This is a genomic window from Vibrio sp. Y20_XG_PY13 (assembly GCF_024181925.1).
GTDB classification, from domain to species: Bacteria; Pseudomonadota; Gammaproteobacteria; order Enterobacterales; family Vibrionaceae; genus Vibrio; species Vibrio parahaemolyticus.
Genome location: NZ_JAMZAL010000001.1, coordinates 586,138 through 601,100, shown reverse-complemented (window position 1 = coordinate 601,100; position 14,963 = coordinate 586,138). Strand labels below are relative to the sequence as shown.

At 44.6% G+C, this 14,963-nt stretch carries 12 protein-coding genes; 4 read left to right on the top strand and 8 right to left on the bottom strand.

Translation table 11 applies throughout. The features are described 5' to 3' along the window. Positions 1-59 precede the first annotated feature (59 nt). Positions 60-1,043, bottom strand: a complete 984-nt coding sequence (locus NL646_RS02665) for an HAD family phosphatase (protein WP_031827593.1) — start codon at positions 1,041-1,043, stop codon at positions 60-62. A 378-nt stretch (positions 1,044-1,421) separates the two neighbouring features. On the opposite strand from NL646_RS02665, the gene NL646_RS02660 reads away from it, so the two are divergent. Both NL646_RS02660 and NL646_RS02655 read left to right on the top strand, forming a co-directional pair. Beyond that, positions 1,422-2,744, top strand: a complete 1,323-nt coding sequence (locus tag NL646_RS02660; RefSeq protein ID WP_253663808.1) for an anaerobic sulfatase maturase — start codon at positions 1,422-1,424, stop codon at positions 2,742-2,744. A 9-nt stretch (positions 2,745-2,753) separates the two neighbouring features. After that, the gene (locus tag NL646_RS02655; RefSeq protein WP_253663807.1) at positions 2,754-3,881 is read left to right on the top strand and encodes a tetratricopeptide repeat protein; all 1,128 of its coding nucleotides are present in this window, start codon (positions 2,754-2,756) and stop codon (positions 3,879-3,881) included. Here the strand turns inward: NL646_RS02655 and NL646_RS02650 are convergent. Then, positions 3,878-5,515 carry a VRR-NUC domain-containing protein gene (locus tag NL646_RS02650; protein WP_253663806.1) on the bottom strand — a complete coding sequence of 546 codons (1,638 nt, stop codon included), beginning with the start codon at positions 5,513-5,515 and terminating at the stop codon, positions 3,878-3,880. The two genes, NL646_RS02655 and NL646_RS02650, sit on opposite strands and share 4 nt — an antisense overlap. 67 nt (positions 5,516-5,582) lie before the next feature. Continuing rightward, complete coding sequence (locus tag NL646_RS02645) at positions 5,583-6,815, bottom strand: OFA family MFS transporter (protein ID WP_005486542.1); 1,233 nt, start codon at positions 6,813-6,815, stop codon at positions 5,583-5,585. A 575-nt stretch (positions 6,816-7,390) separates the two neighbouring features. Between NL646_RS02645 and NL646_RS02640 the strand changes: the two genes are divergently transcribed. After that, complete coding sequence (locus NL646_RS02640; RefSeq protein ID WP_005454342.1) at positions 7,391-7,747, top strand: hypothetical protein; 357 nt, start codon at positions 7,391-7,393, stop codon at positions 7,745-7,747. Between the two features lie 154 nt (positions 7,748-7,901). Here NL646_RS02640 and NL646_RS02635 read toward each other — a convergent pair whose 3' ends face one another. From NL646_RS02635 to NL646_RS02620, 4 genes are all read right to left on the bottom strand, one after another. Then, positions 7,902-9,755: a M48 family metallopeptidase gene (locus NL646_RS02635; protein ID WP_253663805.1), complete on the bottom strand. Its 1,854-nt coding sequence runs from the start codon at positions 9,753-9,755 to the stop codon at positions 7,902-7,904. Beyond that, positions 9,755-10,345, bottom strand: a complete 591-nt coding sequence (locus NL646_RS02630; RefSeq protein WP_005486526.1) for a LemA family protein — start codon at positions 10,343-10,345, stop codon at positions 9,755-9,757. Before NL646_RS02630 ends, NL646_RS02635 begins: the two co-directional genes overlap by 1 nt. Before the next feature lie 229 nt (positions 10,346-10,574). Beyond that, positions 10,575-11,942, bottom strand: a complete 1,368-nt coding sequence (dcuC, locus tag NL646_RS02625) for an anaerobic C4-dicarboxylate transporter DcuC (protein WP_005454288.1) — start codon at positions 11,940-11,942, stop codon at positions 10,575-10,577. Positions 11,943-12,295: 353 nt separating this feature from the next. Then, positions 12,296-13,420 (bottom strand): fatty acid desaturase, encoded by a 1,125-nt coding sequence (locus NL646_RS02620; RefSeq protein ID WP_065769775.1) that lies wholly within the window; start codon positions 13,418-13,420, stop codon positions 12,296-12,298. 272 nt (positions 13,421-13,692) lie between these two features. On the opposite strand from NL646_RS02620, the gene NL646_RS02615 reads away from it, so the two are divergent. Continuing rightward, positions 13,693-14,241, top strand: a complete 549-nt coding sequence (locus NL646_RS02615; protein WP_005481267.1) for a GNAT family N-acetyltransferase — start codon at positions 13,693-13,695, stop codon at positions 14,239-14,241. A gap of 86 nt (positions 14,242-14,327) precedes the next feature. Here the strand turns inward: NL646_RS02615 and NL646_RS02610 are convergent, their stop codons facing one another. Further along, entirely contained in the window at positions 14,328-14,945 is a 618-nt protein-coding gene (locus NL646_RS02610) for an HAD family phosphatase (protein WP_140124323.1), read from the bottom strand. Positions 14,946-14,963 lie beyond the last annotated feature (18 nt).

Below are 14,963 nucleotides of genomic sequence, written 5' to 3'. Positions count from 1 at the left end.
CGTGGGGAATTTTTCGGTCTTGGTTCGTCAATTGAATGAGCTTCGAACAGCACTCCTGTTTAATAAACAGCGCACCAATCGTTTTTCATGTCGATAAGCTGCCAGTTGTCACGCGCATTGGCTTCGTCTAACGCTTTATCTAAGCGGCCAACGTCCGATTGACGGTCGTATTTCCACTCGCGCGCTTCGTCAGTGTGATGCACAATCATCGCCATAGAGTTTGGTTGGCTTGTCGCCCACTGCATCATCGCTTGGTCTCCGTCCGAGTTACCAACGGCGAGCACTGGTTTCTTACCAATAATGTACTGAATGTTTTCGACTTTCACTTCTTTATCATCGAGCGTTAACAGTTCGCCCAACTTCATCACTTTCGGCTGACCATCATTAAAGCTGTATTCGTATTTCAACGCGCTGCCGATGATTTGTTCTTCAGGAATGTTGTAAGCTTCTGGCGCCCACACGCGCATAAAGTCCACGCCACCACCCGAAACAATGTAGGTTTTGAAGTTGTTCTCTTGCAGGTACGTAAGCATTTCGCGCATCGGCTTAAAGGTGAGGTCGTTATAGGCTTTACCAAAGCGCTTGTCTTTCGCCGCTGCAAGCCATTGCTCGACGGATTGTTGGTATTCTTCTACAGTCATGCCGCTGTGGGTGACTTTCATGATTTGGAGTAGCGATTCTTTACCGCCAGCAAAGACTTTCTCTAAGTCGTTTTCAATGACGGATTTAAAAGGTTCCTGCGTTTTCCATTCTGGATGCGTTTTCGCAAGGGCTTTGACTTGATCTAACGCGAATGCAATTTGGAAATAAATCGGCTTTTCTGACCAAAGTGTACCGTCGTTGTCGAACACGGCAATGCGGTCAGAAACGGGAATAAATGTTGCCTTTGAACTGTCGGTAGATTGCTCGACAAAATTCACAATGGCGGTTTTGCTGTCGCTGTCTTTCCAAGAAGGGAGCAAGTTGGCATCGCAATCTTTCGCGAGGCTGGAAAAAGATAAGCTAGTTAAGACGGCAAGAGTACAGAGATGGATTTTGTTCATTATTTACCTCGATTGATTTCACTAGGTTGTGATCCCTAAAAAGGGCAATGAGGGCGGATAACCTTAAACGACCACTTACACGTTGTACTCATGTCATTTTCTCGCCCACGCGTTAGCGTTGAAAATTCGCCTTCATCATAAGCAAGCGTAGTCGCATTCCTTGGTTGTGCACGAAATGAATAGCGTAATGCTTCCCAAACGCCGCATATGGGTTATCTCAAACTGCCCAAAGTAGAGTAGCAACAAGCGCCATGAAAATAGGTTATAAGCGGTATAACAAGCCTGCGGTATTAATGAAATTTATGATTGGGTCATCAAGGTGAATCGCAGATAAATATCCGGATCACGCCTTCAAATTCGCAACAGCAAAGGTGACTCATGCAAATTACTCAAAGTCCTCAGTTCAACGGCAAAGCGTCTAAGCGTTTACATGTTATGGCAAAGCCAATTGGTGCTGCCTGTAACATTGACTGTACTTACTGCTACTACCTCAGCAAACAGGACTTACTTGAGTATAAAAAAGGATGTTCACCAATGATGGATGAAGCCACGTTAGAGGCTTACATCAAACAGTATATTGAAGGGCAAAACACACCTGAGATCGTCTTCTCTTGGCAGGGCGGTGAGCCAACGATGCTGGGTTTGGATTACTTCAAGAAAATTGTCGAGTTTCAAGCGAAGTACCAGCCCGCAGGCGTGAAGATTTCTAACGATCTGCAAACAAACGGCACGTTATTGAATGACGAATGGTGCGAATTTTTAAGCGAGAACCATTTCTTGGTGGGCTTGAGTATTGATGGCCCTGAAATGCTGCACAACGCGTATCGAACCAACCGAGCCGGTCGGGGTACATTCAAACAAGTCATGAATGCGGTGGAGTTGCTGCTTAAATATCAGGTGAACTTTGCCACGCTTACCTGTGTGAACAACCTGACGAGCCGAAATCCGCTTGAAGTATACCGTTTTCTTCGAGATGAAGTCCGCTCGCCACAAATGCAGTTTATTCCTATTGTTGAACAGAAAACGTTCCGCACCACTGCGCCTCAAAAATGGCAACCGCAAGAACAGCTTAAACAAGGAGACAAGCGTTTGATTCCGGGTCACAAAGATTCTGTCATGGAACCTTGGTGTGTTGCTGATGAAGCTTGGGGTAACTTCCTGATTTCGGTTTTTGATGAATGGATTAAGAACGATATCGGCAAAGTGTTTGTGCAATATTTTGAAGCCAGTGTAGAGGCTTGGATGGGGCGCGCTAATCCACTTTGTACGCTGGGTGAGGTGTGCGGTAAGGGGTTAGCGATGGAGCCAAATGGCGATGTGTTTGCGTGCGATCATTACGTTTATCCGGAGTATAAAATTGGCAATATTCATCATGACAAGCTGGATGAACTGGCCTACAGCAAAGAGCAACAGAAGTTCGGTTTTGCAAAATCTCGCTTGTTAACGCAGCAATGTCGAGACTGTGAGTATCAGTTTGCATGCTACGGTGAATGCCCGAAAAACCGTTTCATTCGTACTCGTGATGGTGAGCCGGGACTTAACTATTTATGTGCAGGATGGAAGAAATTCTTTGCACATGCTGACAAAGCGATGGCATACATTTTACGCGCAACGGGTAACGTGGTGGCTCATGGCAAATACAGCGATTCAGTCGTGCGCCAAGAGAGTGAACAACGCCCAGTATTCGAAACAAAATTTTGAGGAATTGGTATGTCATTGTCTACAGAAGCCCCCCTGTTAAAGACACCGTGTTTGGCACCGCGCAAACGTCGACCGAACAAAGTGAAGATGCTTTCTAAGTCGTTATTGGCGGTCACGTTAGGCGTGGTCGTTAATCATTCTGTTATGGCGCAAACGCCGACGGAACAAACTCAAGCTCAGCCGACTGCGGCAGAGCAAGTGCAACAACCAACGCCGCAGCAAGTGATTTCTAAGCTCGCTTGTCGAGCCCAAGACCAAAAGTTGCCGACCGAACAACGTGTTCAAGCGCTGCGCGAACTGGGTAACTACCCAAACCAGAATGCTCTGGTGGCTGTTGCTCGAGGTTTACAAGATAAAGACGCGGTAATTCGTGAAGCTGCGATAGTCGGCGCACAACCTTACGCGATCGAAAACCGCTGGCGCATGGTGGAACCACTACTTAAAGACGAATCCTCTTCCGTGCGTATTGCGGCGGCACTGAACTTAGTGCGTGACTATTCTGTTTTGACAGAAGCGCAAAGACCAGCGATAGAAAAGCCTGTGGACGAGCTTATAGCGAGTTTAAAGAGCGGAACGGCTAACAACACCCAATTGCTGTTAGCCGATGTGTATCGCTGGCATGAAAACTGGAAACAAGCGGACGATATCTATCAAGGATTGTTATCCAAAATGCCGGAAAACCCAGATGTTTGGCTGAACTTAGCCGACAATTACCGCGCGCAGCAACGTGAGCAAGAAGCGATTGATACATTGGATAAAGCGATCGAACGCCTTCCAGACAATGCCGCCCTGCATTATTCGAAATCTTTGACGCTCGTTCGTTTAAACGACAAAGAGCAAGCCGCAAATGAAATCGAAAAAGCGGCCAACATGGCGAAAAACAACAGCTACTTTTGGTATTTGAATGGTGTGCTACAAGAAGAGTTCAGTGTCGATAAGGCTGTGAAATCTTTTGAACAGGCTTACTTGATTTCAGGCGCGCCAGAACAGCTGTACGCGGTTTGTGATATCTATATTCGTTACGATAATCCGAAAACGGATGAATGCTTGACGGGACTAGAAAAAGTCGCACCAAGCTATGTGATTGACCAGCTAAAACAGAAAAGAGCGCTGACTTCTGCAAAGCCTAAAAGCTAGTCAATCCGCATTTCATCTTCTTTTCGCACGGTGACGTAACACACTGCAAATGGCACATTAAGGCGAGAAAACTCTTTGATCCAACGCCATTGGTTATCTTGGAGTTTATCGCCGGGCCCTTTTACTTCAATCCACTCGAACTCGTTGTCTCTAAAAGCAATCAGATCCGGCATCCCATTACGGTAAAGCTTAAGATCGCTTAACTGAACCTTAAATAGTTCGAGTAATGTGCGGGTAGGAATGGTGTTGAGTGACTGTTCAAGCAATTCCTTGCCTATTAAGCTCCATTGAACAAACGGATTGCTGATACCAAACTTTTCATCGTATTTCGTTAAAATCGCTTGTGTATTACCCAATTTTAACTGTGCGAAAGCTTCATCAATAAGTGCTTGGCGCTTTGCTACAAAGTCGGAATGGTACAAATCCAGAGGACGGTGTTGATAGGCATTGATGAATGCCCATTCAATGGGAGCGAAAATCGCATCCCAAAAAGTGAGCCCAAGTAATGCATTCAGCAGTGCATTTTCGGCGTAAAACACACTCCAGCCTAAAGATTCAAAGTGCGCTTTGCTGGCGAGTTCGACTCTCTGTTGAGATAAATCCAGTTCAACGCGGTACTCCATACAGGTTGGCTTTGTCACTCTTGGCACTTTCTCACCTTGTTTTCGTTTCAGCCGCTGCTCAAGTTTTTGTGCGACTTCGAGCTCAGACACATCGATCGGTGAGTGAAGCATCTCTGTGACAATGTCACTAAATAAATCATCATGGTTCAGTTTGTCATAGATACGTGCGCGTCGTTCTCGGCTTGGCGTAAGCTGAGTTTGGCCAAATAGAGATAGGGCGGTCTCTAGCTCATCAATCCGTTCGTAGTCACGCGCGATGTCATTCAACATGTGCTCACGTTTACGATCCACATAAGGATGATGAACAGGGTGAGGCATCGCCTCAACAAGGAGGTCGAGATTGGCTTTGTCTTTTCGGTCAAATTGCCAGTACAGGTTGGCCAGTTGGCTCAGTTCAATTAAGCGGTCTATTTGCTCTCGTGAATTAAAGAAGCGGCGCACTTTACTCAATTGATATTGCTCGAACTGATGTAGACCTAAGTCATCAAGCACAAACTGACTTAAGTCTTGATGAGTGTTGGCAAAAAACAGGGTGAGCAACACGTCGATCATGTGGGCGGAGTTGAGTCTGACGATCGTAAACTCAAGTTGCTCTACGCGATCAAATTCCGTATTACTCAAACGTTCGACAAGGGCGTCTTTCTTGAGTGATTTCGGCAGTTCGGGATAAAGCGCAGAGATTTCTGGTTTGGTCAGTAAATTGGCCGCTAACTCTTGATGAGAAAGGGGTGGGGAAAGGGCTACAAACTCATGTTGACTCAATTCTGCCAGTGCTTCATTGATAGAAGGTATTTCTTGATAACTCAGCTTATCACTTCGAAACCAACATCCCTTTCGGCTGTATAAACGCACCAAAAGGCACTGGGCGTGTTTGCTCAAAGAATCAAACGAGCAAAGCCATGCGTGTTCTTCCTTGGTCAGTAAATCGCTGTACCAAGTTACTGCGTGATGAGTCAGCTTAAAGAAGTTCTCTAGATAGTAGTCTGGTGCAAGTTCGATAGGGCTTTCCATAAACGACCGATAACAAAAAAGGCTTAACCCATAGGTTAAGCCTTTTTGCTATCAAATCAATTCGCAATTATGCGTTTTTTAGCTGTGCTACTTTCGCTTCAGACAGTGGCTTAGTGATGAACGCAAGTACGATACATACAGCCATCATTGCTGAAGAAATAGTGTAAGCCAAGGTGTAGCCGTCGCCATTTGTCATCGAGAAACCAACAACTGCTGCGCCGATTGCACCACCGATACCCCATGCAGTGTAAAGCACACCGTAGTTAGTACCGTAGTTTTTCAGACCGTAGAACTCAGCCGTTAGAGTAGGGAACACCGCTAGAAGCGTACCGTAACCTACCGCTGCGATTGCGGTACCGATGATGAGAGTAAACTCAGAATCGAACGTTGCGAACAACACCATGTTTACGCCTTGTAGAACGAACGCGAGTAGAAGCGTACGAACACCGCCGATTTTATCTGCAAGCATACCCGCAGCAACACGACCGCCAGAGTTGAATACAGCAAGAATGGACGCTAGGTAAACCGCGTTTGGCAAGTTTGCTTGAACGCTTGCGATTGTCGTGATGTTACCGATGATCATTAGACCAACAGAAGCTGCGAACGCGTACATGATCCATAGAGAGTAGAACTGTGGCGTTTTCAACATTGCTTTCCAAGTCAGGTCATCTGACTTTTTCACCGCTTTAGGTGCTTGGCCTTCTTTTACTTTCGGCTCTGCAGGTGTGTAGTCTGCTGGTGGGTTGTTGATGGTTGCTGCAAGAGGAACCGCAATCGCTAGGATACCAACACCAAGAACCATAAAGCTGGTTTGAATGCCCATGCTGTCGATCAGCGCAGACGTTACTGGCGCAAGATAGATAGCTGCTAGACCAAAACCTGCCGCAATAATGCCGTTGACCATACCTTTCTTCGAAGCGTGGAACCACTTCATCGCAGAAGGTGACAGACATGCATAACCAAAACCGATACCTGCACCTGTGATCACACCAAACGTAATGTTCAGCATTAGTGGAGAATCAACAAAGCCAGATGCGATCATGCCTAGACCTGTAAGAACAGTACCTAGGATAAGGATCATACGCGGACCCATACGGTCTTGAAGGATACCTGCAACAAGAAGACAGATAGAGAAGGTGATCGTTGCAGTTGCGTAAGGTGCAGAAGCTTCTGCAGCACTCCAGCCTGATTCAGTCACCAATGCCTTGTTGAATACACTCCAAGCATACAGGATGCCAAGACAAAGGTTGATACAGAACCCTGCAAGCAGGATGCGCATAGCTTTATCAATCTTGCTCATTTTCATTCTCAGTTTTACCTCTTGCTACAACGCAAAGAGGTGTTGGTTTAAAGATGTTTTTTCTCAAAATTAGTTTGCGTTTTTCAACGTTTAACGCAATGAGCGCGGATTATAACCAATAAAGATGTGATTGGAATCTCTTTTTACTTACAGATCTAAAAATAATTTGAAAATATAAAATCAATTGTTAATTGATGGTTTTGTATATAGGAAAAATGTTGATCTAACGTAATGTGCTTTGTTTTCAATCCTGTAAAGCTAAGTGCAACTGAGTGAATTCAGAACGACTCGACGTTTAGCTCACATTTCCTGTAAATAGTTTCAAAATGTTTTTGAGTTAATTTTTTGTAACAAAAGTGCTCAAAATAAGTGCTAAGCAGCCGAAGTGCCGAATTTAAAGGCTTTATAAAATTCTGCTTGTTAACTGTATGTAAAGTGCGCGCTCTGAGTTGTCAGCAAGGACGAAAGTGAATAAAAAATGTGCTTGATATTGCGATCTAGATAAGCAAAATGGAGCGCAAAATGAGTTTTCATTTATGAAGGGATGCTTTTTTAGACTTGTTGTGAGGTGACTTATGAAATTGTTCCTATTACTCATGGCTTCTGTTTCTGCTGGTGTAGCATCTGCAGATCACATCCATTCATTTATGTTAGGTTTATCTATTGCTTCTCTGGCAGTGGGTAGCTGTTATTTCTTTGCTTTCCGTAGCTCGCGTTTTCCGCAGTTAGCGCTGTTTTTATTGATTTGCGGCATGTTATCTAAACTGACTATTACGGTTGTAGGTGTTATGTGGGGTATGTCTGCGCAATTGATTACTTCACCAATCGTGTTTGCGTTATCTTATCTTTTCTTTTCACTTGCTGTTACGTACTTGTGGTTCAGCTATCGTGAAAGCATCACGCAAATTCCAGAGCGATTTAAAGCAGCTTAATTTAGCGCTTTGATACCGACAAATATGAAAACGCCAGCGATTAACGCTGGCGTTTTTGTTTTGGTGATACTTCGCTATTTGGCGTGAAGTTTCTTCTTGAGTTGCAGCAAATAACCTTCGTTTAGAGCGAAAGGCTTAAAAAGACATGCCTGGGCTAACCCGAGATGGTAAGCGGTGGTTCCGGCACTTCAAGGAAGCAAGCAATGACGCGATAGAGTTCTCCTTCCGCAACGGTAATTTCCCCATCTGATTCAATCGCGAGTCGACAAGCTTTGACGAACATTCGTCTGTCTTTGGGTTTCAGTTGTAGCAACAACTCTAATGCGGCGCGACTTAAATGCCAATTGCTGTTAGCTGGTTCTAACTTCACTTCAGGAAAGCCTAAATGGGCGAGGGCACAATGGTAGGCGCGCTGAGCTTTGTCTGCTTGAGAGTGGCTGACCCATGCCAGCTCTCGCAATAGCCAAAACACACTTTCCTCTAATTGCTTCAATGTCTTGTGTTGTTTGATGAACCCAAAAGAGGCGAGAAGCTGCTTTTCTAGTAAGTTGATGACACACCATTCGGCTAGCGAGTATTGATTATCCGTCTCTGAGAGCTCACGTAGCACTTTACATAAGCTGATTTTCTGGGCTTCACTCAGCGATTTAAGCGCCGGCAGAGCGAGTTCGAGTAATGGGAAACGCAGATGCAGTGGTAAGTCATAATCTAGCCAGAGAAGCAATGTAGATTGCGATGCGAGTGGAACGTACGACTTAATCATTTCGCGCTGAATATCGCTGCCATCAAAAATGAGGGCGAATGCGACAAATCGGGCGCTATATGGTTCACGTGCGATATCAACTAACTCTGGTGGTAATTGACTGATCAACTGTTGGCCTGTCTCACTCAATTGCTCCGATGGTGAGGCAGATTGCGAAGCAGGAGAGCCGCCACCTACGGCAAAGCCACTGACTTGTTCGTTATCAAACGCCGTGTTTTGAGCATGAGAATGTTGAGCGTAGCTTCCGTCCCAATTGGGTTCGATTCTTCGAATTCTTTCGTCCAGTGGTGGGTGGGTCGCGAACAAACTAGAGAAACCGGACAATTTACTCTGTCCAAACATCATGTGGCTCATTTCATCACTGGCTTTCGTGTTTAAGGTAGAGCCTTGAACGTTGCTGCCAATCTTCTTTAACGCTCCCGCAATCCCTTGATCGTTGCGAGTGAACTGCACGGCACTGGCGTCAGCTAAAAACTCGCGTTGGCGCGAAATCGCTGCTTTGATCATATTGCCGAACAAGGTTCCTAACCAACCCAGCACCAAGCAGACAATCGCAATCAGTATGATGACAGCGAAGCCTTTGTTTGAATCAGAAGAACTGCGTGATACGTGACGAGTGCTGTTCGAGTTATCCAAGATCAGATGACCAAAATGAGCAATGCAGGTAATGCCAAATAACGCACCAATCAGACGAGTATTCAACCGCATATCACCATTTAAGATGTGGCTGAACTCATGGGCAATTACACCTTGAAGTTCGTCACGGCTAAATGCATCTAGTGCTCCTTGCGTTACCCCTATGACAGCATCATCAATGCTCATGCCTGCAGCAAACGCGTTGATGCCGTGCTCTTCCGCCATCACATAAACTGGTGGCACGGGAATCCCTGACGCGATGGACATTTCTTCCACAACATTGAGTAACTGGCGGTGTTTCGCATTTGACGTATCTGTCGAAATCAACTTGCCGCCGATACTTTCTGCAACGCCACGTCCACCATTGGCGTTTAGCTCACTAAGACGAATGAATGAGCTGATGCTAACAACCAATAGCACGCCCACAAAGCTCAACAAACAATAACTGATGATGGATTGAGTGGTGAACGGTTCGCCAGTGAAATAAAAGTAGATGCCAATCGAAATGACACTCACTAGCCCTGTGATGGCTAAAACGGCCAAAGTGAATAGCATCACCAAAAGTCCAGTTCGCTGGCGCGCAGTGTCTTGATGATGAAAAAAGTCCATTAGAACGCAACCTTCGGCGCTTCTTGGATTGCTTCTGTGTCTGCAAACTCAAGTAACTTACCGTCTTGGAAACCAAATGTGTTCGCGAAGATAACGGGTGGGAATGTTTGCTTGTAAGTGTTGTAGCTGGTCACGGCATCATTAAATGCTTGGCGGGCAAACGCGACTTTGTTTTCGGTACTGGTTAGCTCTTCTTGGAGTTGGCTCATCGTCTCGTTTGCTTTCAATTCAGGGTAGGCTTCTACCACAACGTTCAGTTTGCCTAGAGCGTTTTGTAACATGCCTTCTGCTTGGCTAAGCTGGCTAATTGCAGCATCACTATCTGGTGCATCACTGGCGGCTTTTAAACCTGCTATCGCTTGGTTACGAGCTTGGATAACGCGTTCAAACGTTTCCTTCTCATGATCCATGTAACCTTTAGCGGTGTTTACTAAATTCGGAATTAGGTCGTATCGACGTTTCAGTTGAACTTCGATTTGAGCGAAGCTGTTTTTAAAGCGATTTCGTAGAGTAACGAGCTTGTTGTAAATACTGATTGCGTAAACCACAACCAGCAGAACAATAACAATAAAGACAATCAGTGCAGTCATAGTGAGTTCCATTTTGTGAATGTATCAGTGTTTTATATAAGTAGTTGAGATATTAAGCAAATTAGACTTACTTATAATGTGGGGTATTTTTAAATATGGCACGCATTGCGTAAGAAATATGAGAGCCATTTAGGATAAGAACGAAGGGAAAGGATTCTCAAGGAGAGCAAAATAAAAAGGCCCGGCGTGAAAGCCGAGCCTTGTGGAATGTAGAAATTCTAATCCGTGACTAAGCTGTCATCGGAACAAGTACCATAGTACCGATGATTACCGTCAATAGACCAGCAAGAACAGGCACTGAAGTGCGTTTTACAACTTCAAATGGGCTGATGTTCGCCATACCTGATGTTGCAACGATTACGCCAGATACTGGCGAGATGGTACGACCTAGGTTTGATGCTTGAAGCATAGGGATGATTAGGAACGCTGGGTTGATGCCCATTTTCGCCGCTAGAGAAGGTGCAAGTTCTACAAACGCATAGAAAGGCGCGTTACCAGAACCAGTAGCAATAGCCGCTGCAACGGTTAGACCTGTTAGGATCAGCATTAGTGCAACGCCGCCCGCACCTGCGTTATCGGCAAGGTGAAGTAGGTTATCGATAGCACCAATAGACATCAGACCTTGTGCAAATACGCCTGCCGCCACCAACAACATCACAACGCCTTTAAATGCATCGGCCATGCCTGCGTAGCATGAGTCCAAATCTTCAAGTGCTTTTTTGCCGTCGAATTTGTTCACGACATAATGGATAAGTGCGCCAAGGAAAATAGAACCCACAACGATGGTGTAGATATCTAGACTAAGACCAGGAATCGTACGTCCATTAAATAGGAACACACCGATGATTGGTAAGAATGGTAGTGCTGCGTAAAACGCTGGTGCATCTGCTTTAATTTCTGATACGTCGATTTTTTCCATCGGCGTATTTTCTTTCTTATCTAGGTATTTGTTCCAGAAGAAAGCTGCTGCCGCCATTACGACGATTGCACAAATCGAAACAGGAAGAACAGTTTGTACCGCAAACACATCTAGTGCCAAGCCAGACTTTTCTGCAGCGATAACAACGTCACCTGAAGTAGGAGAAAGAATAATAGCAGCAGGAGATGCACACACTGCCACAGCCGCAGGACGAGAGATACCCATCGCAACCATCATTGGGAATAGGGTTGCCATCAATAAAACGCCAAGGCCTGTTGCAGAGCTCACCGCTAGAGACATCAAACACGCCACAATGTAAGCCGCTACCAAAAGGACATAAGGAGACTTGATAACAGAAAGCGGTTTAGAAAACTGTTTCACGACAACGTTGTTCGCGCCGATGTGAGTCATGTAAGAAGCGAAACCACATAGCAACATGATTTGCATACCAAGGCCGCCGCCACGGTATTGCAGCATGTATTTCACGTATTCTAGCGAGTCCGTCACCATGTTACCGGTTGAGGTAATGCTTGATGGCAGAACGTCATGGCCCAAAAAGCCAGTCATAAGAAGCAAACTGATACCGGCTGTTAAAAGTACGCCAGCTGCTTTGTAACCTTTGACAATGAAATAGCCCACCGCAATGGTTACTACCAAGCCTATTAAGAGCTCTAGCATAGGGGTCTCCAGATGTTATGAAAAAAAGAAAGGTTCTGTTTCAATTTATGACAAGGAATTTACAGAATTCTTAACTGTGGCACGAGGCTAATCTGGGACTTGCATGATCTAAAACAAATAATAATTTAATAATTAAATCCGACAGATTCTCTTGTTTCAATTTCGTTTTGTAGGTGTTATGTGCTGGTTTTTTGGGTTTTAATGGAAAGAAAATATAAGCAGATTGGTGAATTAAATGCGGATGAAATAATTAAAAGTAATCGAAAAACATTATTCGAGTTAGATCACATTTGTAACGGCTAAAATAAACAAAAAGCCCCGACTAAGCGGGGCTTATTCAGCAACTTAATGCATTATGCGTAACGACGGATCATCAAGTTCCAACTGCGTTGTTGACGCTCAAACTCAGTTTTAAGTTGTTGATACTTCAATTTTGATACAGAGCACTCGTATTTCTTCACTACGTTCGCAGTTTTTTCACCGAGCAACTCTTTGCGTGCTTCGTAGTATTCCTGCATATGGTGAACCAATGCATCAAACTCTTGTTGAAGTTGATCGAGAACTGTTTGCGCATTGGGTTTGGACTCCAGTTTCTCTTTCGCTTTCTTCAACAACTGGGTTGCTCGCGCTTTTTCAATTCGGAAAGTTGATGTAGTGCGAAGCTTGGACGTCAGCCCCAACCAAGAACAAGACTTGATCAGCCATTTAGTTGGATCGTAGTGCCACCAATAAACACCATTGCGGTAGTCATTTTCAAAGATATGGTGAAAATTGTGGTAACCCTCGCCAAAGGTAAAGAAGGCTAAGACACCGTTATCGCGGGCCGTATTTTTGTCCGTAAAAGTTTGCTTGCCCCAAACATGCGCCAAAGAGTTAATAAAGAAGGTTGTGTGATGGCTCAAAAACAGGCGAGCTGCGCCAACAACCAGCAGCATTCCCCAAACATCCCCATAGATAAGACCCAAAGCTACAGGGAAACCGATATTAGTCACCAAAGCTAACGGCACGTAGTAGTTGTGTTGCCACATCACAATACCATCGCGTTTTAGATCGCGGCAATTGGTGTACTCATTTTCTTTAGACTTATTGTAGTCGCGCAACATCCAGCCAATATGTGAATACCAAAAGCCACGTTTGGCGGAGTAGGGATCTTTGTCATTGTTATCGACATGTTTGTGATGCACTCGGTGATCAGAAGACCAGTGTAATGCACTGTTTTGGAGAGAAAAAGCGCCGCCAATCGCGAAAATTGCACGTAATACAGGATGAGCTTCGTAAGTTTTATGGCTCCAAAGGCGATGATATCCCGCAGTAATCGACAGGTTAGTGAAACTGAATGCAAGGATACCCCAAATCAAGTGCTCCCAGCCCAGTCCATAATGATATGCGTACCAAGGCATTACAATAAACGTTAGAACAAAACTGGCTGAAAAAATCAATATATTCAACCAGATAAATGGTGGTTTGTTTTGATTCACGGAGGTATTCCTAACTTTGAGCTAACAACTGTTCGCTAGAATATCAGCGAACACGTGTAAGTCAAATTAAAGTTAGATAAATGTGACTATTCTTGTTGAGCTGAGCCGGAATTCTAACTGGGATATTTTGCTTTTAATTTAATAATGAGTAGTATTAAAAAATGAGCTATGGCTTGAGGTGTATGAAATCTACCAAGTAATTGGCTTTGTAAAGGTGAAATATGCCAAGGCTCTGTGGAAAAGCAAAAAATGTAAGAAAATAGGAATACGTAATGGAATTACGATTAGCGGAATATAAGGACTATGAGCGCATTGCTCAATTGCATGCGGACAGTTGGAAACGTCACTACCGAGGCATTTTAACGAACACTTACCTAGACAGCGAAGCAATCGACGACAAATTGTTGATTTGGCAAACTCGCTTAACCAATCCTCCATTTAACCAACATATCGTTCTTGCAGAAGAGGGGGGCTTGTTACTCGGCTTTGTCTGTGTCTTCGGCAATCATGACTTTGAGCGCGGTACATTCATTGACGCTCTGCATGTTGATGATAGCTATCGTGGTCGTGGTATCGGCAAACAACTCTTGCTTGCCGTTGCAGAGTGGCAACAGCAATACTTCAAAGATTCAGGATTGTATCTAGAAGTAGTCTCGCAAAACACATCAGCGATTTCGTTCTATCAACATATTGGTGGACAAGAATGCCAAGAGCGTACGTGGCGTGCTCCGGGCGGAACAGAAGTAATGGAAAAAGTGTTCCGTTGGTCTAACGCGCAAGCGCTGGTAAGTGGCATTGAGGAAAACGTCATCTATTCATAACGCTTTCTAAGCGAAAGAACGGAGACGATAAGAGCAGCACTGACGCTGCTCTTTTTTGTTTGCGGGATAGTTAACAATCTGGCGAGTTAAAAAGACAGGCCCATTTCCTTTAACTCACTTTCACATTGGCTCGCGTTTTCAAACTGAATAGCAGCCATGCCCACCTGTTTGGCCCCTTCGACGTTGTAAGGCATATCATCCAGAAAAACGGTTTCTGATGGGTTTAAGTCGTAGCGGGAGAGAAGCGCTTGATAAATTTCCGGTTGAGGTTTTAAAAGTTCGACTTCGGCAGACACAATCGCGCCATCAAAAAGAGGCCAAAAATCGTACGTTGATTTTAAGTGTTCGACAATTTCTACAACATTATCAGTTAGTGCGTAGACACCGTAACCCGCTTGCTTCACCTTTTGTAAAAGCTCAACACTGCCGAACAGTTGAATCTGAGTCTGTTTTACGTAGTAGAAGAAACAGCAACATTCTTCAGCCGTTAAGTCGAGTTCTTGTTGGTAACGGTGTATTGCTTCTTCTTCGCTGATCAAACCTTTGTTGAGGTCTAGCCAAATCTTGTTTGAGAACAGTCTTTTCGCCATTTGTTCTGCATCTACGGAATGACCAAATGTTAAGCGTACAATCTCTGGTGGTGACCAACGAACCAGTACGTTGCCGACATCGAAAACAACATTTTTAATTTGAGAGCTTTCCATAGAACACCTTTGATTTGT

Coding starts and splice junctions, on each gene's coding strand:
- NL646_RS02650 (WP_253663806.1), bottom strand. CDS start 5,515: ATGGAAAGCCCTATCGAACTTGCACCAGACTACTATCTAGAGAACTTC.
- NL646_RS02660 (WP_253663808.1), top strand. CDS start 1,422: ATGCAAATTACTCAAAGTCCTCAGTTCAACGGCAAAGCGTCTAAGCGT.
- dcuC (WP_005454288.1), bottom strand. CDS start 11,942: ATGCTAGAGCTCTTAATAGGCTTGGTAGTAACCATTGCGGTGGGCTAT.
- NL646_RS02665 (WP_031827593.1), bottom strand. CDS start 1,043: ATGAACAAAATCCATCTCTGTACTCTTGCCGTCTTAACTAGCTTATCT.
- NL646_RS02655 (WP_253663807.1), top strand. CDS start 2,754: ATGTCATTGTCTACAGAAGCCCCCCTGTTAAAGACACCGTGTTTGGCA.
- NL646_RS02635 (WP_253663805.1), bottom strand. CDS start 9,755: ATGGACTTTTTTCATCATCAAGACACTGCGCGCCAGCGAACTGGACTT.
- NL646_RS02630 (WP_005486526.1), bottom strand. CDS start 10,345: ATGACTGCACTGATTGTCTTTATTGTTATTGTTCTGCTGGTTGTGGTT.
- NL646_RS02610 (WP_140124323.1), bottom strand. CDS start 14,945: ATGGAAAGCTCTCAAATTAAAAATGTTGTTTTCGATGTCGGCAACGTA.
- NL646_RS02640 (WP_005454342.1), top strand. CDS start 7,391: ATGAAATTGTTCCTATTACTCATGGCTTCTGTTTCTGCTGGTGTAGCA.
- NL646_RS02645 (WP_005486542.1), bottom strand. CDS start 6,815: ATGAGCAAGATTGATAAAGCTATGCGCATCCTGCTTGCAGGGTTCTGT.
- NL646_RS02615 (WP_005481267.1), top strand. CDS start 13,693: ATGGAATTACGATTAGCGGAATATAAGGACTATGAGCGCATTGCTCAA.